This is a genomic window from Mycobacterium colombiense, from assembly GCF_001665835.1.
GTDB lineage: Bacteria > Actinomycetota > Actinomycetes > Mycobacteriales > Mycobacteriaceae > Mycobacterium > Mycobacterium colombiense_A.
The window spans coordinates 1-18285 of sequence record NZ_LZSX01000014.1; the positions used below are offsets into that span (position 1 = coordinate 1).

The window sequence follows — 18285 nt, forward strand, 5'->3', positions numbered from 1 at the left end:
GGGATACGTATGCGAACGCGTCGCCGGATCTGTTCGACTTTTTGAACAACGCGGTGATCACCTCGCGCACGATCAACGCCCAGCAGAAGGATCTGGACCAGGCGTTGCTGTCGGCGGCCGGATTCGGCAACACCGGCGCGGATCTGTTCAACAAGGCTGGGCCGTACCTGGCGCGCGGCGCCGCCGACCTGGTGCCGACCGCGCAGTTGCTCGACACCTACAGCCCCGAGCTGTTCTGCGCCGTGCGCAACTACCACGACATCGAACCCAAGGCCGCGTCCTTCCTGGGCGGCAACGGCTACTCGCTGGTCGCCCACACCCAGGCGCTGTCCGGGTTGGGGCTGGTCGCCAACCCCCTGTCGCTGGTCGCTGTCGCCGCCCTCACGCTGGGACTCGGCGGCGCGGCCGGGCTGGTCGGCGGCGCCCCGAACCCCTATGTCTACCCGGAGAACCTGCCGCGGGTGAACGCTCGCGGCGGCCCCGGCGGCGCGCCGGGCTGCTGGCAGCCGCTCACCCACGACCTGTGGCCCGCACCTGAGCTGGTGATGGACTCCGGCAACAGCATCGCGCCTTACAACCACCTGGACACCGGGTCGCCGTATGCGATCGAGTACGTCTGGGGACGCCAGGTAGGGGATAACACGATCAACCCATGAAAATCACCGGAACCCTTGTCAAACTCAGCATCTTCTCGGTGGTGCTGCTGATCTTCACCGTGATGATCATCGTGGTGTTCGGTCAGATGCGCTTCGACCGCACCAACGGTTACTCGGCGGAGTTCATCAACGTCAGCGGCCTGCGCGCCGGCCAGTTCGTCCGCGCTTCGGGGGTTGAGGTCGGCAAGGTCGACAAGGTGGAGCTGGTCGACGGCGGCAAGCGCGCCCGGGTGAAATTCAACGTCGACCGATCGGTGCAGCTGTACCAGTCGACGACCGCCCAGATCCGCTACCTCGACCTGATCGGAAACCGCTACCTGGAGATCAAGCGCGGTCAGGGCGAGGGCGCCGACAAGGTCCTGCCGGCCGGCGGGTTCATCCCGCTGTCGCGCACCCAGCCGGCGCTCGACCTCGACGCCCTGATCGGTGGGTTCAAGCCGCTGTTCCGGGCGCTGGATCCGCAGAAGGTCAACACCATCGCCAGCGCGCTGGTCACCGTGTTCCAGGGCCAGGGCGGCACCATCAACGACATCCTCGACCAGACCGCGCAGCTGACCAGCCAGCTCGGTGAGCGCGACCAGGCGATCGGCGAGGTCATCAAGAACCTGAACACCGTGCTGGACACCACGGTCCGGCACCGCGAGCAGTTCGACCAGACCATCAACAACCTCGAGGTGCTGATCACCGGCCTCAACAACCACCGTGACCAACTGGCGGGCGGCGTCGCGCACATCAGCAACGCCGCCGGCACGGTCGCCGACCTGCTGGCCGAGGACCGCGGCCTTCTCCACAAGACGATCAACTACCTGGACGCGGTGCAACAGCCGCTGATCGACCAGCAAGACCAACTGCAGGACTACCTCAAGAAGGTGCCGACGGCGTTGAACATGATCGGGCGCGCCATAGGCTCCTACGGGGACTTCGTGAACTTCTACGCCTGCGACATCACCCTGAAGATCAACGGTCTGCAGGCCGGTGGCCCGGTCCGCACGGTCCGGCTGTTCCAGCAGCCGACGGGTAGGTGCACGCCGCAATGAGAACACTGGAACCAGAGAACCGGATCCGCATCGGGGTGATGGGCATCGTCGTGACGGTGCTCGTGATCGGCGTCGGCCAAAGCTTCACCAGTGTCCCGATGTTGATGGCCAAACCGCACTATTACGGGCAGTTCACCGATACCGGCGGCCTCAGTAAAGGCGACAAGGTGCGCATCGCCGGCGTGGAGGTCGGCAAGGTGGAAGGCCTCAAGATCGACGGCGATCACATCGTGGTCCAATTCAACGCCGGCACCGCAACGTTCGGCACCGAGAGCCGGCTCGCGGTCAAGACCGACACCATCCTTGGAAAGAAGGTCCTCGAACTGGAGGCGCGCGGCAACCAGCCGCTGCGGCCGGGCGCGACATTGCCGATCGGCCAGAGCACCACGCCCTACCAGATTTACGATGCGTTCTTCGACGTCACCAAGGCCGCCCAGGGTTGGGACATCGACACCGTCAAGCAGTCCCTGCACGTGCTTTCGCAGACCATCGACCAGACCTACCCGCACCTGAGCCCGGCCCTGGAAGGCGTGGAGAAGTTCTCCGACACCATCGGCAAGCGCGACGAACAGGTCAAGCACCTGCTGGCCCAGGCCAACCAGGTGGCGGGCATTCTCGGTAAGCGCAGCGATCAAGTCGACCGGTTGCTGGTCAACACCAATACGCTGCTGGCCGCCTTCAACGAGCGCGGCCAGGCGATCAACGCCCTGCTCGGCAACATCGCCGCGTTCTCCGAACAGGTCAAGGGCCTGATCAACGACAACCCGAACCTGAACCACGTGCTGGAACAGCTGCGCACGGTCAGCGACATCCTGGTGCAACGCAAAGACGACCTGGCCAACGGTTTCACCGAGGTCGGCAAGTTCCTGCCCTCGCTGAACGAGGCCATCGCGTCGGGACCGTTCTTCAAAGTGGTCCTGCACAACCTGGCCCTGTACCAGATTACCCAGCCGTGGGTCGACGCCGCCTTCAAGAAGCGCGGCATCGATCCGGAGAACTTCTGGCGCAGCGCGGGACTGCCGGAATACCGGTGGCCCGATCCCAATGGCACCCGATTCCCCAACGGCGCGCCGCCGCCGGCGCCGCCGGTGCTCGAGGGCACGCCCGATCACCCGGGCCCGGCCGTCCCACCGGGATCGCCGTGCTCGTACACGCCGGCCAACCCCGGCGGCAATGTCACCGTCGGGGACGAGGGTCTGCCGCGACCATGGAATCCGCTGCCCTGCGCGGGCGCGGCGTCGGGCCCGTTCGGTGGGCCGGGCTTCCCGGCGCCGGTCGACGTGATGACGTCGCCGCCGAACCCCGCGGGTCTGCCGCCGACGCCGGGCATCCCGATCGCGGGCCGGCCGGGTGACCCGCCGCCCGACGTCCCGGGCACACCGGTGCCGTTGCCGACGCAGGCACCCCCGGGTGCGCGCACCGAGAACCTCGCACCGGCCGGACCGCCCCCGCCGCCGTCGACGTTCGCGCCCGGCTTCCCGCCGGGACCCGCGGTGCCGCCCGGACCGGGCAACCAGCTACCGGCACCGTTCATCAACCCCGGCGGAACCGGAGGCAGTGGCGCAGCGGGGGGAGGTAGCCAGAATTGAGCACTATCTTTGACATCCGCAACCTGCGGCTGCCGAGGCTGTCTCGGGCATCGGTGATCATCGGATCGCTGGTGGTGATCCTGGCGCTCGTCGTCGGCTACGTCGGCTGGCGGCTCTACGAGAAGCTGACCAACAACACCGTGGTGGCCTATTTCCCGGCGGCGAACGCGCTGTACGCGGGGGACAAGGTTCAGATCATGGGTCTGCGGGTGGGCGCGATCGACAAGATCGAGCCCAGCGGCGACAAGATGAAGGTCACCTTCCACTACGAGAACAAGTACCGGGTGCCGGCCAACGCCTCGGCGGTGATCCTCAACCCCACCCTGGTGGCCTCGCGGGCCATCCAGCTGGAGCCGGCCTACAAGGGCGGGCCGGTGCTGGCCGACAATGCGGTGATCCCCGAAGAGCGCACCCAGGTGCCGGTGGAGTGGGACCAGCTGCGCAACAGCATCACCAACATCATCTCCAAGCTGGGCCCGACACCCGAGCAGCCCAAGGGGCCGTTCGGTGAGGTCATCGAGTCGTTCGCCAACGGGCTGGCCGGCAAGGGCAAGCAGTTCAACAGCACCCTGACCAGCCTGTCGCAGGCGCTCACCGCGCTGAACGAGGGTCGCGGCGACTTCTTCGCGGTGGTGCGCAGCCTGGCGCTGTTCGTCAACGCGCTGCACAACGACGACCAACAGTTCGTCGCGCTCAACCAGAACCTGGCGGACTTCACCACGCGGCTCGCGCATTCCGATACCGACCTGGCCAACGCGATCGAGCAGTTCGACAGCCTGCTCACCACCGTGCGGCCCTGGCTGGACCAGAACCGCGGGGTGCTGACTCAGGACATCAACAACCTCGAGACCGCGACCAACGCGCTGCTGCAACCGGATCCGCTGAACGGGCTGGAGACCGCGCTGCACGTGCTGCCGACAGCTGCGTCGAACATCAACCAGATCTATCACCCGTCGCACGGTTCGGTGGTCGCCATCCCGTCGATCACCAACTTCGCGAACCCGATGCAGTTCATCTGTAGTGCGATCCAGGCCGGCAGCCGGTTGGGCTACCAGGAGTCGGCCGAACTGTGTGCGCAGTACCTCTCGCCGATTCTTGACGCGATCAAGTTCAACTACCCGCCGTTCGGCTTGAACCTGTTCAGCACGGCCGAGACGCTGCCCAAGGAGGTCGCCTACTCCGAGGACCGGCTGCACCCGCCGAACGGATACAAGGACACCACCGTCCCGGGCATCTGGGTGCCGGACACCCCGACGTCGCACCGCAACACCCAGCCGGGCTGGATCGTCGCCCAGGGCATGCAGGGCCAGCAGGTCGGACCGATCACCGCGGGCCTGATGACCCCGGACTCGCTGGAAGAGCTGATGGGCGGACCGAACATCGCGCCGGTCCAGTCGACGCTGCAGACCCCACCGGGTCCGCCGAACGCCTACGACGAGAACCCGATAGCGCCGGTCATCGGGCAGAACCCGCCGCAGGTGCCGATACCGCCGCCACCGCCGGGGCCGGAAGTGATCCCGGGCCCGGTCGCCCCGACACCGGCGCCGGTGTCCGCGCCCGCCCCGAACGCGGGTGGCCCCCCGTCACCCGCTGACTTCGGAGGTGGCCAGTGATGGGCAAGCCGAACCGTCGGCCCATGAGAAGCGCGCTCCGGGTGATTCGCCGTCGGAGCTGGCAGGGGCTGACCCTGCTGGTCGCCGCGATGGTGTTGAGCTCGTGTGGCTGGAAAGGCATCTCCAACGTCGCGATCCCGGGCGGGCCCGGCAGCGGATCCGGGGCCATGACCATCTATGTGCAGGTGCCTGACACGCTGGCGATCAACGGCAACAGCAAGGTGATGGTCGCCGACGTCTTCGTCGGCTCGATCAAAGCCATCCAGTTGAAGAACTGGATCGCCACGCTGACGCTGGGCGTGGACAAGAACACCAAGCTGCCCAAGAACGCCACCGCCAAGATCGGCCAGACCTCGCTGCTGGGTTCGCAGCACGTCGAGCTCGCCGCGCCGCCGAACCCGTCGCCCCAGCTGCTCAAGAGCGGTGACACCATCCCGCTGAAGAACTCGCAGGCTTATCCGACGACCGAGCAGACGCTGGCCAGCCTCTCGCTGATCCTGCGCGGCGGCGGCATCCCGAACCTCGAGGTGCTGCAGAACGAGGTCTACAACATTTTCAACGGCCGCGGCGACCAGATCCGGTCGCTGCTCGGCAAGCTGGACACCTTCACCAACCAGCTCAACCAGCAGCGCGATGACATCACCCACGCCATCGACTCCACCAACCGGCTGCTGACCTACGTGGCCGGCCGCGCCGACGTCCTGGACCGGGTGCTGACCGACATTCCGCCGCTGATCAAATACTTCGCGAACAAGGACTATCAGCAGCATCTGATCAACGCCGTCGACTCGGTGGGACGCCTCAGCCAGGCGGCGGACCAGTACCTGTCGGAGGCGCGCGGTCCGCTGCACACGGACCTGGAGGCGCTGCAGTGTCCGCTGAAGGAGCTCGGCAGGGCGTCGCCGTACCTGATCGGCGCGTTGAAGCTGATCCTCACCCAGCCGTTCGACATCGACACGGTCCCGAAGATCTTCCGCGGTGACTACATCAACATCTCGCTGACGCTCGACCTGACCTACAGCGCCGTCGACAACGCGTTCCTCACCGGGACCGGATTGTCGGGAGCCCTGCGGGCGCTCGAGCAGTCGTTCGGGCGCGATCCGGAGACGATGATCCCGGACGTGCGCTACACGCCGAACCCGAATGACGCGCCGGGTGGACCGCTGGTGGAAAGGGGGGACAGGAATTGCTGACTCCCTTCATCCGACGCCAGCTGATCGCCTTCGGGATCCTGACCGTCATCTCGCTGCTCGTGCTCGGGATCTACTATCTGCAGATCCCGAGCCTGGTGGGCATCGGCCGCTACACCCTGAAGGCCGACCTGCCCGCATCGGGCGGCCTGTATCCGACCGCCAACGTCACCTATCGCGGCATCACCATCGGCAAGGTGACCGACGTCGAGCCCACCGAGCGCGGCGCCCAGGCGACGATGAGCATCGACAGCCACTACAAGATCCCGATCGACGCGACGGCCAACGTGCATTCGGTTTCGGCCGTCGGTGAGCAGTACCTGGACCTGACGTCGAGCGGGAACCCCAGCAAGTACCTGGCGGACGGGCAGACCATCACGAAGGGCACCGTGCCCGCCGAGATCGGACCGGCCCTGGACACGGCGAACCGCGGGCTGTCGGTGCTGCCCAAGGAGAAGATCGGCCAGCTGCTCGACGAGACGGCGCAATCCGTCGGCGGCTTGGGCCCCAACCTGCAGCGGTTGGTCGACGCGACGCAGGCGATCGTCGGCGACTTCAAAAACCAGATGACCGACGTCAACGACATCATCCAGAACTCCGGGCCGGTGCTGGACAGCCAGGTCAAATCGGGTGACAACATCGAGCGCTGGGCACGCAACCTGAACAGGCTGGGCGCTCAGTCCGCGCAGGAGGATCAACACCTGAAAAGCCTGCTGCGCCAGGCGGCGCCGACGGCCGACCAGGTCAACTCGGTCTTCAACGACGTGCGGGATTCGCTGCCGCAGACGCTGGCCAACCTCGAGGTCGTCTTCGACCTGCTCAAGCGCTACCACACCGGCGTCGAGCAGGTCCTGGTGTTCCTCCCGCAGGGTGCATCGATCGCCCAGACGGTGGCGGCGCCGTTCCCGAACATGGCCGCGCTCGACCTGGCGCTGTCGATCAACCAGCCGCCGCCGTGCCTGACGGGCTTCATCCCGGCCCCGGAGTGGCGGTCCCCGGCCGACACCAGCATCCAGCCGTTGCCCACGGGCACGTACTGCAAGATCCCGATGGACACCCCGGCGAACAGTGTGCGCGGGTCGCGCAACATCCCGTGTACGGACATTCCGGGCAAACGGGCCGCGACTCCGCGGGAATGCCGCGACCCCAAACCGTATGTGCCCGCGGGTACCAACCCGTGGTACGGCGACCCCAACCAGATCTTGACCTGCCCCGCGCCCGCGGCGCGCTGTGACCAATCGGTCCGGCCGGGGATGGTGATCCCCGCGCCGTCGGTGGACAACGGGATGAACCCGGCGCCCTCGGATCGGGTCCCGGGCACACCACCGCCCACCAGCGATCCGTTGTCCCGGCCGGGGTCGGGTACCGTGCAGTGCAATGGCCAGCAGCCCAACCCCTGTGTCTACAAACCCAGCGGGCCTCCCTCGGCGATCTACAGTCCCCAAAGCGGTGAACTGGTAGGGCCAGACGGAGTTAAATACTCCGTCGAGAACTCGACCAGAACAGGAGACGATGGATGGAAGGAGATGCTGGCGCCAGCCGGCTGAACCCCATCGACACGGACGATTCGTTGACCATCCAGGACAAGCACGAGGATTCGGCGGCACCCGAGAACGGAGCCGAGCAAACCGGCCCGCAGGACGCTTCCGAGGATGCGGTGGAATCCACGGACGGCGCTGCCGACACCGACACGTCCGAGTCCGACGACGCCGACGCGTCCGAGTCCGACGGCACCGCCGAGGATGAGGCGGGCGCCGCCGAGGATGAGGTGGAATCCGGCGAGGCCGCGGTGGCCGCACCGCGAGGCCCGTCCCGGGTGGGCCGCGGATGGCTGGCCGCGATCGCCGCGGTGCTGGTGCTGTGCGCCCTCGGCATCGGCGGGGGCGGCTACCTCGCGTTGCACTACCACCACCAAAGCCAGCGGATCGCCCGCAACGACGCCGCGGCGCTGAAGGCGGCGGTGGAATGCGTGTCAGCGACCCAGGCACCGGACACCAACGCGATGACCGCGAGCGAGCAGAAGATCGTCGACTGCGGCACGGACGCCTTCCGCTCGCAGGCGCTGCTCTACACCAGCATGCTCGTGCAGGCGTATCAGGCCGCGAACATCCACGTTCAGGTGTCGGACGTGCGGGCGGCCGTCGAGCGCAACAACCCCGACGGTTCGATCGACATCCTCGTCGCGCTGCGCGTCAAGGTGGCCAGCGACCAGAACCAGAGCGAAGCCGGCTACCGGCTGCGCGTGAAGATGGCCTTCGCCGAGGGACAGTACAAGATTTCCAAGCTCGACCAGGTGACGAAGTGACGGTGGTGGTCGAACAGACTGCGCCCACGGCAATCCAGGAGTCACCGCGGGAAGGCTTGGCGCCCTGGCATTCTCGCGTTCGTGCATTCGCCGTCGACGTGCTGCCGGGCCTCGCGGTGATCATCACGATGGCGCTGGTGTTGCGTACCGTGCCGGCCCACGGCGCGTGGTGGTGGCTGGCCATCTCCGTCCTCGGCGTCGCCACCCTGCTGGTGCTGGTCAACCGGCTGCTACTGCCGGTGATCACCGGCTGGAGCCTGGGCCGCGCGCTGGTGGGCATCGCGGTGACGGGACGCACCGGCGACGCGCCGGGCCCGTGGACCCTGCTGTTGCGGGACGTCGCCCATCTGATCGATACCGTCTCGATCGTGGGATGGCTTTGGCCCCTGTGGGATTCACGCCGCCGCACGTTCGCCGACATGCTGGCGCGCACCGAGGTGGGCCCCCTCCACCCGGGCACGGCGCCGGCCCGCATCCGGCGCTGGACCGCGGCCGCGGTGGCGAGCGCGGTGGCGCTCTGCCTGGCCGGGGCGGCAGTCAGCTTTTTCGTCGTGTACTCCACCGACCGGGCGACCGATCAGACCCGCGCCCAGATCGCCACGCAGGGACCGAAAATCGTCGCCCAGATGCTGACGTACGACCCCAAGACGCTGCACGACGACTTCACGCGGGCGCTGTCGCTGGCGACCGACAAATATCGGCCCCAGCTGGCCGCCCAGCAGGACGTGGTGCAGAAGGGGCACCCGGTCATCAACGAATACTGGGTCACCAACAGCTCGATCGAAACGGCGGCCCCGGACCGGGCGACGATGCTGCTGTTCATGCAAGGCCGGCGCGGCATCGGGCCGGAGCAGCGCTACATCAGCGCCACCGTGCGGGTGAACTTCGCCAAGGGCGGCGGAAACACGTGGCGCGTCGACGATCTCAACGTGCTGACGAAGCCGAAGCAGCCCGGGAGCGGAAAATGAGCCCGCGGCGCAGGTTTGCGCCCGGCGAGCGACCCCTGCTCGTCGCGCGCCCGGTCGAGGCCGAGGCGCAGCGGCCGTGGCTGGCGCCGTTGGCCGGCACCGTCGCCGCCCTGCTGATGGTGGCGGCGATCACGGCCTGCGCGCTGATGCTCGGCTCGCACGAATCCCGGGCGCGGACGGCGTCGAAGGACCGCGAGGTGCTCACCTACGTCACCGGGTTTATGACGCAGTTCACCTCCATCGATCCCTTTCACGCCAACGACTACGTGAACCGGATATTGGCGCAGGCGACCGGAGACTTCGCCAAGCAGTACCAGAAGAGCGCCAACGAGATTCTGCTCCAGGTCGCGCGGGCCGAACCGGCCAGCGGCAGCGTCCTGGACGCCGGGCTGGAGCGATGGAACGACGACGGCAGCGTCAGCGTCATGGTGGCCACGGCGATCACCACCAAGTCGCCGGATGAAAAACAGGTCTTGGAGAACACCAATCGTTGGGCGGCAACCGCGACGCAGGAAGGGAACCAGTGGAAGATCAGCAACCTGCAGCAGGTGATGTGACCGCCGAGGAGAACCCGGCCACCCCCGAGGCGGAGGCGACCGGCGCGCTGGAGGGCGACGGCCCGGAGGAGCGCGACGAAAAGCCGGACGCCACAACGGAATCCGACGCCGGGGACGCGGCCGGGTCGGACGGCGCCGATACCGAGGCCGCCGACGAGGACGCGGAACAGACCACCGACGCGGCCCCGGCCGACGGACGGGGGAAGAAGCGGCGGACCGGTAAGGCCTGGGCCGTCGTCGCCGTGATCGCCGCCCTGCTGTTCGTCGGGTCTGCCGCGTTCGCCGGCGCGATGGTGCAGCCGTACCTGGCCGATCGGGCCACCGCCGCAACGAAATTGAACGTCGCGCGGACCGCCGCCAACGCGATCACCACGCTGTGGACGTACACGCCGGAGAACATGGACACGCTCGCCGACCGCGCATCCCGCTATCTCAGCGGCGATTTCGAGGCGCAGTACCGCAAATTCGTCGACGCGATCGTGGCCCCCAACAAGCAGGCCAAGATCAGCAACAGCACCGAGGTCACCGGCGCGGCGGTCGAGATGCTGGACGACCCCAACGCTTCGGTCATCGTCTACACCAACACGACCTCCACCAGCCCGCTGACCAAGAACGTCCCGTCACTGAAATACCTGTCGTACCGGCTGTTCCTGAAGCGGTCCAACAGCCGTTGGCTGGTGACCAGGATGACGACGATCACGTCGCTGGATCTGACGCCGAAAGTTTAACGCCGACCGCGGGAGGCGCCGAAATATACTGCAGCGCATGGCTGTCACGTCACCGGTATCCGAACGATGGACCGTAGCAGCGTTGCTGCTGTTGACCTTCGCCACCGGGTTGGCCGACTCGATCAGCATCCTGGCGCTCGGCCACGTCTTCGTCGCCAACATGACCGGCAACGTGATCTTCCTCGGGTTCTGGCTGGCCCCGAGCACCACCATCGACCTGACCGCCGTCGCAGTAGCGCTGCCGACCTTCATCTGCACCACGATCGTCAGCGGCCGCCTGTCGCGACACTTCGGTCCGCGCACGCGATCGTGGATCACCACGGTGCTGGCAACCGAGATCGTCCTGCTGGTGGCGCTCGCCATCCTGGCCGGCGCGGGAGTGCTGCGCTACCAGGCGAATTCCAAGCTGATCATGATCGGCATGCTGGCGGTCACCTTCGGCCTTCAGCATTCGAGCGCGCGCCAGTTCGGCATTCAGGAGCTCTCCACCACGGTGCTGACGTCGACGATCGTCAGCCTCGGACTGGACAGCCACCTGGCGGGCGGCACCGGTGAACGCCAGAGGCTGCGCATCGGCGTGGTCGCCACCATGTGCGCCGGCGCTTTCTTCGGCGCAACCATGTCGAGATACGTGATCGCCCCGGTGTTCGTGGTCACCGCGGGGGTGATAGCGGCGAGCCTGCTGATCTTCCGCTGGGGACCGTCGGCAACGAAAAACACTGCCGCCGTTGCTAGTTGAACGCCAGCCAGCTGGGCAGCGCCCGCTCGTGCGAATCGCAGAGCACCTGGCGGGTGTCGCACGATCCGCGCGGTGATCCCGCACCGGCCCACATGCCCCCGGTGTCGCGGCGCAGCACGATCGCTGACGAGCCGCCGCCGTCGAGCAGCACCGCGTTGTCGCTGCCCAGGCCGCGGAACAGGTCCTGCATGTTGTCCGGGGTGTAGTTGCCGCCCTCGAAGATGTACATCTCGTCCTTTTGCCTGGCATAGGCTACGGCCGTTCGGGCCGCGCTGGGCCCGCCGTCGTGCAGCTGTCCCGTGTTGCCGGGCGCCAACAGCCCGATGCCCGAGACCGCGACGAACTTCTCGTTCTTGTTGAGCAGGTCTGCGACCACCGGGGTGGCGGCGTCGTAGTCGCTCTTTGTCCTGGGCCACACCACATATGGGGCGCCACCGGACGGCAGGATCATGGTCGACAGGGCGCTCCAGCTTTCACCGCCACCGGACAGGCCCTGCTTGCCGGGGTAGGCGACGGTGCCGGTGACCGCCTGGTTGGCGCGGCCCTGGCCCTGGGTGTTGTCGACGAAGGCGCCCAGCGGTGAGCTGCAGCCGGTCTGGCGCCATGAGCCGGCCTTTTGGCCGCGGACGTCGAAGAAGTTGGCGTTGATCGCGATGGTCGGCTGGCCCATGCGCTGCCATGCCTGCAGGGGGGCGTACAGCTCCGAGGCCTGCCAGAGGCCCTCGGCGGTGCGGGCGCCGGGGTTGTTTTCGCAACGGGCCTGATCGCCCTGGTGCGTGTCGACCAGCAGGTGCGGCGACAGGCGTCCCGCCGCGTTCTTGATGATCATCAGGTGGCCGCCGTTGTTCATCTCGTACCAGCTGCCGCCGGCGTTGAGCATCGGCGCGGGATGGCCGGGGCCGAAGTTGTAGACCAGGTAGGAGCCACGGGTGCTGCCGATGGCGTTGGCCAGCAGATCGCGGCCGTCGGCGGCCCGGGCGAGGGGCTGTCCGGAGGTGACGGCCAGGGTGTAACAGGCAACGACGGCGGCGCAGCACGCCGCCAACCGGCGGAAGCTGGCGCGTCGGGTCAGCACGATAGCCCTTTCCGCCAGGTACTAATGCAACAGGAACATCATCAGTCCCAGGAGTCACACTGTCAATAAAAATAACGGAGCGATGACGGTAGGGCTACGCGCGAATTACGCTTGCTCGCTTGAACTTTCGGGCTCGATGCCGGCGCCCGGGGCGGCGGGCCCGGCGGCCGGGGCGCCGGCCGCTTCCCCTTGCTTGCCGCGGCGCGCCTGGTGCTGCGACTGGTGTTCCTGGGCGATCACCAGCTCGACTGCACCCTGAATGCGGTGAAAACCCTTGCGGTCGTAGAGGTGTGTGACGATGCCACCGAGCAACAAACCGATGACGAGACCGATGGTCGTCATGGTCAGCGCCTGCGCTAGGCCGGCATCCCCATGGCCACCGAAGTACAGCAGCGAGCGGGTCCCGAGGAAGACCTGGTGCATCGGCTCGAATTCGGCCAGCCAGCGGAAGAAGGACGGCGTCGCCTCCAGTGGCACCGTGGCGCCGGCCGACGGCAGCCCGAGGATCACGAAGATGAGCATGCTGACCAGCATTCCGGCGGTGCCCAGTACCGAGAGCAGGGAACTGGACGTGATGCCGACGGCGGCGATGGAAAAGACGCCGAACGCCCACAGCTGCCAGCTGTGATCGATGGGCATGCCCAGCCCATCGGCGATCGCCAGATACACCGCCGAGGTCAGCAATCCCAGCAGCACCATCATGGCCCACTTCAGCAGCAGCGTCTGGAATCTGGAGATCCTGACCTGCTCGGCGAACCGGTACACCGGGCCGAATTCGGCGGGCACATAACCGAGCAACGCGTCCACCAGCGTGCTGACCACGATGCTGCCGGTGAATCCGGCGAGCAGCAGCAAGAGGGCGTAGTAGAAGGCCGACAGGCCGTTGCCGGTGCCGTTGGGCAGCGGGTTGTAGACGTTCGACTGGATATCGATGGGGGCACTCAGGCCTACCTCGGCCGCGCCGGTCAGCGGCGCGCCACCGGTCTGCGCGGCCACCTCGGCCATAACCCGTTGCCCGGCTATGCCGTTGGCCATCCCCATCGCCGTGTTGAGGGTCTGGCCGGCGATGCTCGCCCCCAGGGTGCCGGCCCGCGGATTGGTGGAGACCGTGATCGACGGCCGGTCCGCGCGGGCCGGCAGCACCGCGCTGGTCGCGAAGTCGCGCAGCCGCGATGAGAAGCTCGGTGGGATCAGCACCTGGCCGTACACCCGGCCGGTGTCCATCTGGTGCCTGGCCGCGCTACGGGAGAGCACGCGGACGTCGAACTTGTTCTTGTCCAACCCATTGACCAGCCGGTCGACGATCTGTGCGCCCCCGGGCCCGGCGTCCTCGTTCACCACCGCGATGGGGAAATGGCGCAGGTTGGTCGTCGGGTTCAGGATCCCGCCGAGATAAAGCGCACACAACGCCGACATCAGCGCCACGGTGATGACCAGGGGTGCCGCCCAGAACCGCAGGGTGCGGATCGCCTCGATGTTCCGGTTGGGGTTGGGCGCCGCGTGCTGAGGGTGCGAGTGAGGCATGCCGACTCCTGTCTGTCGTGCCCACTCTATGGGCTGCGGCCGTGGCCCTCTATGGGCTCAGCCACCCAGCTTCGCGTGCATCTCCCAGATCAGCAGTTCCGACGGCTCGCCCGCCGACACGCGCCGGCCGTCCGCATCGGTGAAACGCACGGCGTCGCCCTCGTTCACCGTGCCGATGCCTTCCACGCTGACCCGGCCCCGGGTCACGAAAAGGTGCAGGTAGGGAGCCCGGGGAAGGTCCACGGCGGCGCCGGCCGGCAACCGGGTTCCGTGCAGCGCGGCGTTGCGGTTGTGCAGGGTGATCGCGGCGTCGTGCGCGGCCATCCCGGAGGCGATCGTCACAAGGTTGCCCGCCAGCAGCTTGTCGTCGATCTCATGCTGTTGGTAGCTCGGTTGCACACCGGCCTCGTCGGGCACCACCCACATCTGCACGAAATGAACCGGCTCACTGGGGGAGTCGTTTCGCTCGGAGTGCAGGATCCCGCTGCCGGCCGACATGCGTTGCGCCAGGCCGGGATAGATCACGCCGCGATTGCCGACGGAGTCATGATGCGACAATTCACCGCGCAGCACCCAGGTCACGATCTCCATGTCCCGGTGTGGGTGGGTGTCGAATCCCGTTCGCGGCGAGACGATGTCGTCGTTGTTCACCAGCAGCAGCCCGAAATGGGTGTTGTCCGGGTCGTAGTGGTCGCCGAAGGAGAAAGAGTGCCGGGATGTCAGCCAGGGGGTACTGGTGACGGCACGGGTTGCGGCATCCCTGATCTCCGTGGTGGCGGGCATCACCCCAGCCTAATCGTCGGCCGCGTCAGGGCCGCGCCGCGGCGAGCAGCCCTTGGGCGTGCCGCAGCGCGGCGTCGAGTTCCGGCAGGGTCAGCCCGGCGGCGTGGCCCAGGTGAATCTCGATCTGGTACTCCGGCTGGCCGGCATGGGTGAATATCGGCAGGACGACGAATTCCGTTGTGGGCAATTCTGTTTCGAGGACATCGGCGACCGACTGCAGGGTGACCATCGTCATCAGCGTGGTGAGCTGACGGGCGACCTGCGCCGTCGGCTCCAGCGAGGCCAGCACGTCGGCCAGCCGGGTGTGCAGCGACCGGTGGGTGTCGTCGAACCGCCAGGCGCCGTAGCCGCGGGCGCGGATATCCGCGAGTACCCGCTGGTGCTCGGCGATTTCGGCGCGGGTGAGCCTGGGTATCACGCCGTGCAACCACGCCTCGACGAAGTCGGCGTCGCGCCAGGCCATGGCGACCAGGCCGAACGGCGGGTCGATGGGAAAGTGTTGCCCCACGGCGTGCTCGCCGTCGGTGCCATGGCCGACCGCGTCGACGATGGTCAGATGCCGTGCATCGATCCTCGACATCGAGCAGCCCGCGCCGAGCGTGTCGTGCAGGAAGCGCAGCGCGTCACGCCCGCGGTCCAGCAGCGGGAACTGTTCGCGCAGCCCGTGGACCAGCCTGAACAAGCCGCTGCCGAGCACGTAGCGGCGATCGCCGCGGCGCGCCACCCAGGCCCGTCCCTCCAGTTCGGCCAGCACCAGGGCACAGGTCGAGGTGCTGATCGCGCAGCTCTTGGCCAGCTCGGTCGAGGTGAGGCCGCGCCTCGAATTCGCCAGGGCGGCAAGGGCGTCCATCACCCGCGCGGTGGGCGGTGACTTGACGCCCGATTCGCCTCGCGTCTCGGCCATTGACGTATCCACGCCACCTCCCTACGATCCGTCCAAAATGCAAGGATATGCGTCCTAATATTAGGAGATAGTCGTGTTCAAGGTGGGGGTATGGGGGCCGGGATCCATGGGTGTGATCGCCCTGCGTGGGGTGATCGACCATCCGGAGCTGGAACTGGTCGACGTCGTGGTGCACAGCGACGCGAAGGCCGGCCGCGACGCCGGGGAGTTGTGCGGCATCGCGCCGGTCGGCGTGGTGGCCACCCAGGACTCGGCGGCGCTGCTCTCCGGCGACGCCGACGTGGTGGTGTATGCCGCCGCCGCCAACCTACGGCCGCTTGATGCCGCGGCCGACATGATCTCGATTCTGCGGTCCGGCAAGAACGTGGTGTCCTGCTCGGTCGTGCCGCTGGTCTTTCCCGACGGGCTTGACGCCGCCTTCACCGCCCCGCTGCGGCAGGCCGCGCTCGACGGCGGTGTGTCGTTCTTCACGACCGGCATCGACTCCGGGTTCGCCAATGACGTGCTGCCACTGGTGCTTACCGGCGTTTCTCGAGCGATCGAGTCGGTGCGGGTAACCGAGATGTTCAACTACGCGACCTACCCGGACCGTGGTGCGGTGTATGAGATTCTCGGCTTCGGCAAGCCGCCCGAATATCAGGCGTTCGCGGCGCAGCCCGGAATGTTCACCTTCGGGTGGGGACCCGTCCTGCACCAGCTCGCCGCGGGTTTGGGCGTCAAGGTCAACAGCATCGAGGAGAGCAACGAGCGGATTCCCGCCACCGAGTCCTTCGACACCCCCACCGGTCACATCGGCGCCGGAACCATCGCCGCGATGCGCTCCACGCTCACCGGTTATGTCGACGGGAAGCCGACTTTCGTGCTCGACCACGTGACGCGGATGCGCGACGACATCGCCCCCGACTGGCCGCAGCCGCACATCTCGATCCCGCCGAAGGACCTCGGCTACGGGCCCGCCTCCGGGCAGGGCCTCTACCGCGTGGAGATCGAGGGATCCCCGAGTATGCGGTGCGAATTCGAGATGGCCGAAGACCACGACCACGATTTGGGGGCGCGCGTGGCGGGCGCCTCGCGGATGGTGAATGCCATCCCGGCGGTGTGCGCGGCCCCGCCCGGCCTGCTGTCTGCACTGGACCTGCCGATGGTCACCGGGGCCGGATTGGTCCGTCCGGTGCAGGGGCCGCCGCCGGACAGCCGGCTGTTCTAAGCCCGTTCGCCCGGGTACGTCGCGGCGGCCAGCTGCAGGATCTCGGCGCGGTCGGCCGGCAGGATGAACCCCGCGCCGATCGCCGCGTCGAGGGCCTCGGTGAAGCTTTCCAGGTACTGCGTGCTGCCACCGGGATAGAGCCGCTGAATCGTGTTGGCGTCGAACAGCTCTCCGGATCCGAAGATCGCCGACATGATGCTCTCGTCACCGCCCAGGCCCGACGTCCTGGCGATCGGCACGTCCACCCATGGCGTCCTGATGCCGCCTCGGGCGATGCCGTTGCCGTCCGGAACGGGTTGTGGCGCGGAGCTTTCGCGGACCTCGAGTGGGTCGGCACCCGGCGCCGGTTCGCCGGTGGCGACCCAGGTGTTCAGCGCCGCGAGCGCCGCCTGCACCACATAGTGGTGCTGCGGGCCGAAGTTGATGTTGTGCGCCAGTTCCTGGCCCATCAACGTGTTGGTCGGCGTGTAGCCGGCCGCGATGGCCTCGAGCGGCGCCGAGCCGCTGTCGATGAACGCCACCTGGATCGTGTAATTGTCGGCGTGGGCGGCACCGGCGATCTCCCAGACCCGCAGCCGGTCGTTGTCGGGCTGCCTGGCGAAGTAATAGCCCTCGCGTGGTCCGCCGAAAACGTCGGTCTCGGTGATGACCGTGAGTAACGGGACGCGTAGTTCCGGGCGGAACGTGACCGCCTGCGTCGCAGGGGATTCCTCGAAGATCGAGCTGCCGTCCAGCGGCGCGGCCGGGCCGAACCGGGAATGGACCAGGAAGCCGTCGTAGCGGGGGGCCAGCGGATCGACGGCGTTGATGTAGGTGGTGAGGAACATCGCGGACTGGGATTCGCCCAGGGCGATGACGCGTTGCGCGGGCAGGTCGCGCAGGATCGCGCCGTGTTCGCCAGCTTTGATGAGCGCGCCGATCTGGGAGAAGATGTCATAGGAGAACGCGTCGCCCGGGTGGTGTAGGCCCGCATACCGTTGCGGGTCTTGGCTTTTCAGCGACATGTCCGCGCCGAGCAGGCTCTCGCCGCCCTCGACCCCCACCCGCTGGGCCGACACCGCGACATAGGCGTAACCGGAGCGCAGGATTTCACGGTGCGCCATCATCCACACCGCGGCGGCGTCGATGCCACCGCTCACGTTGAGCCATTCGACGAGCACCGTACCGTTGAACCGGGCCGGGTCGGACGGCGTCAATGCCACGATTCGGGTGGTGTAATCGGCTGAGCCCGAAGGGGTTACGTCCCAACGGCCATCGGGGCCCAGCTCGCTCACCGGGGCATAGCGGCAGGACGTGCCGGAGACGAAGAACTCCTCGACGACGTAGCCCACATCGGTCATGTCGAAAGCGCTCAGCAGCAGCGCCGGCTTGCCGGGGGCGGGCGTCACCTGAGTGGTGTTCGTCATGAAA

The 18285-nt window shown here is 67.4% G+C and carries 17 protein-coding genes; 12 read left to right on the forward strand and 5 right to left on the reverse strand.

Annotated features, from left to right (window positions below; genetic code table 11):
* The 11 genes from A5760_RS02915 to A5760_RS02965 form a co-directional block, all read left to right on the forward strand.
* Positions 1-656 (forward strand): MCE family protein (locus tag A5760_RS02915; protein ID WP_196771966.1); only part of this gene is annotated, 656 nt, incomplete at its 5' end.
* The gene (locus A5760_RS02920) at positions 653-1693 is read left to right on the forward strand and encodes a virulence factor Mce family protein (RefSeq protein WP_064877612.1); all 1041 of its coding nucleotides are present in this window, start codon (positions 653-655) and stop codon (positions 1691-1693) included. The genes A5760_RS02915 and A5760_RS02920, both read left to right, overlap by 4 nt.
* Positions 1690-3282 (forward strand): virulence factor Mce family protein, encoded by a 1593-nt coding sequence (locus A5760_RS02925; protein ID WP_064877613.1) that lies wholly within the window; start codon positions 1690-1692, stop codon positions 3280-3282. Before A5760_RS02920 ends, A5760_RS02925 begins: the two co-directional genes overlap by 4 nt.
* Positions 3279-4895: a virulence factor Mce family protein gene (locus A5760_RS02930; RefSeq protein WP_064877614.1), complete on the forward strand. Its 1617-nt coding sequence runs from the start codon at positions 3279-3281 to the stop codon at positions 4893-4895. Before A5760_RS02925 ends, A5760_RS02930 begins: the two co-directional genes overlap by 4 nt.
* 23 nt (positions 4896-4918) lie before the next feature.
* Positions 4919-6088, forward strand: coding sequence for a virulence factor Mce family protein (locus tag A5760_RS02935; protein ID WP_064877768.1), 1170 nt, complete (start codon positions 4919-4921; stop codon positions 6086-6088).
* Positions 6082-7632, forward strand: a complete 1551-nt coding sequence (locus A5760_RS02940; RefSeq protein WP_064877615.1) for an MCE family protein — start codon at positions 6082-6084, stop codon at positions 7630-7632. Before A5760_RS02935 ends, A5760_RS02940 begins: the two co-directional genes overlap by 7 nt.
* The gene (locus A5760_RS02945) at positions 7602-8390 is read left to right on the forward strand and encodes a hypothetical protein (protein WP_064877616.1); all 789 of its coding nucleotides are present in this window, start codon (positions 7602-7604) and stop codon (positions 8388-8390) included. Before A5760_RS02940 ends, A5760_RS02945 begins: the two co-directional genes overlap by 31 nt.
* Positions 8387-9358, forward strand: coding sequence for an RDD family protein (locus tag A5760_RS02950; protein ID WP_064877617.1), 972 nt, complete (start codon positions 8387-8389; stop codon positions 9356-9358). The genes A5760_RS02945 and A5760_RS02950 overlap by 4 nt, the downstream gene beginning before the upstream one ends.
* A complete protein-coding gene (locus A5760_RS02955) occupies positions 9355-9915 on the forward strand; it encodes a hypothetical protein (protein ID WP_064877766.1) in 561 nt (186 codons plus the stop codon). Before A5760_RS02950 ends, A5760_RS02955 begins: the two co-directional genes overlap by 4 nt.
* Complete coding sequence (locus A5760_RS02960; RefSeq protein ID WP_064877618.1) at positions 9882-10643, forward strand: hypothetical protein; 762 nt, start codon at positions 9882-9884, stop codon at positions 10641-10643. The genes A5760_RS02955 and A5760_RS02960 overlap by 34 nt, the downstream gene beginning before the upstream one ends.
* A gap of 37 nt (positions 10644-10680) precedes the next feature.
* Positions 10681-11382, forward strand: a complete 702-nt coding sequence (locus tag A5760_RS02965) for a YoaK family protein (protein ID WP_064877619.1) — start codon at positions 10681-10683, stop codon at positions 11380-11382.
* Here the strand turns inward: A5760_RS02965 and A5760_RS02970 are convergent.
* The 4 genes from A5760_RS02970 to A5760_RS02985 form a co-directional block, all read right to left on the reverse strand.
* Positions 11375-12475: a phosphodiester glycosidase family protein gene (locus A5760_RS02970; RefSeq protein ID WP_196771971.1), complete on the reverse strand. Its 1101-nt coding sequence runs from the start codon at positions 12473-12475 to the stop codon at positions 11375-11377. The genes A5760_RS02965 and A5760_RS02970 overlap by 8 nt on opposite strands.
* Before the next feature lie 87 nt (positions 12476-12562).
* The gene (locus A5760_RS02975; protein ID WP_064877621.1) at positions 12563-13981 is read right to left on the reverse strand and encodes a YhgE/Pip domain-containing protein; all 1419 of its coding nucleotides are present in this window, start codon (positions 13979-13981) and stop codon (positions 12563-12565) included.
* 57 nt (positions 13982-14038) lie between these two features.
* Positions 14039-14764, reverse strand: a complete 726-nt coding sequence (locus A5760_RS02980) for a pirin family protein (protein WP_064877622.1) — start codon at positions 14762-14764, stop codon at positions 14039-14041.
* A 25-nt stretch (positions 14765-14789) separates the two neighbouring features.
* Positions 14790-15668: a MarR family transcriptional regulator gene (locus tag A5760_RS02985; RefSeq protein ID WP_064877623.1), complete on the reverse strand. Its 879-nt coding sequence runs from the start codon at positions 15666-15668 to the stop codon at positions 14790-14792.
* Positions 15669-15741: 73 nt separating this feature from the next.
* On the opposite strand from A5760_RS02985, the gene A5760_RS02990 reads away from it, so the two are divergent.
* The gene (locus A5760_RS02990) at positions 15742-16875 is read left to right on the forward strand and encodes a dihydrodipicolinate reductase (protein WP_082279315.1); all 1134 of its coding nucleotides are present in this window, start codon (positions 15742-15744) and stop codon (positions 16873-16875) included.
* On the opposite strand, the gene A5760_RS02995 is transcribed toward A5760_RS02990, so the two are convergent.
* The gene (locus A5760_RS02995; protein WP_064877625.1) at positions 16872-18281 is read right to left on the reverse strand and encodes an alpha/beta hydrolase domain-containing protein; all 1410 of its coding nucleotides are present in this window, start codon (positions 18279-18281) and stop codon (positions 16872-16874) included. The genes A5760_RS02990 and A5760_RS02995 overlap by 4 nt on opposite strands.
* Positions 18282-18285: the final 4 nt, after the last annotated feature.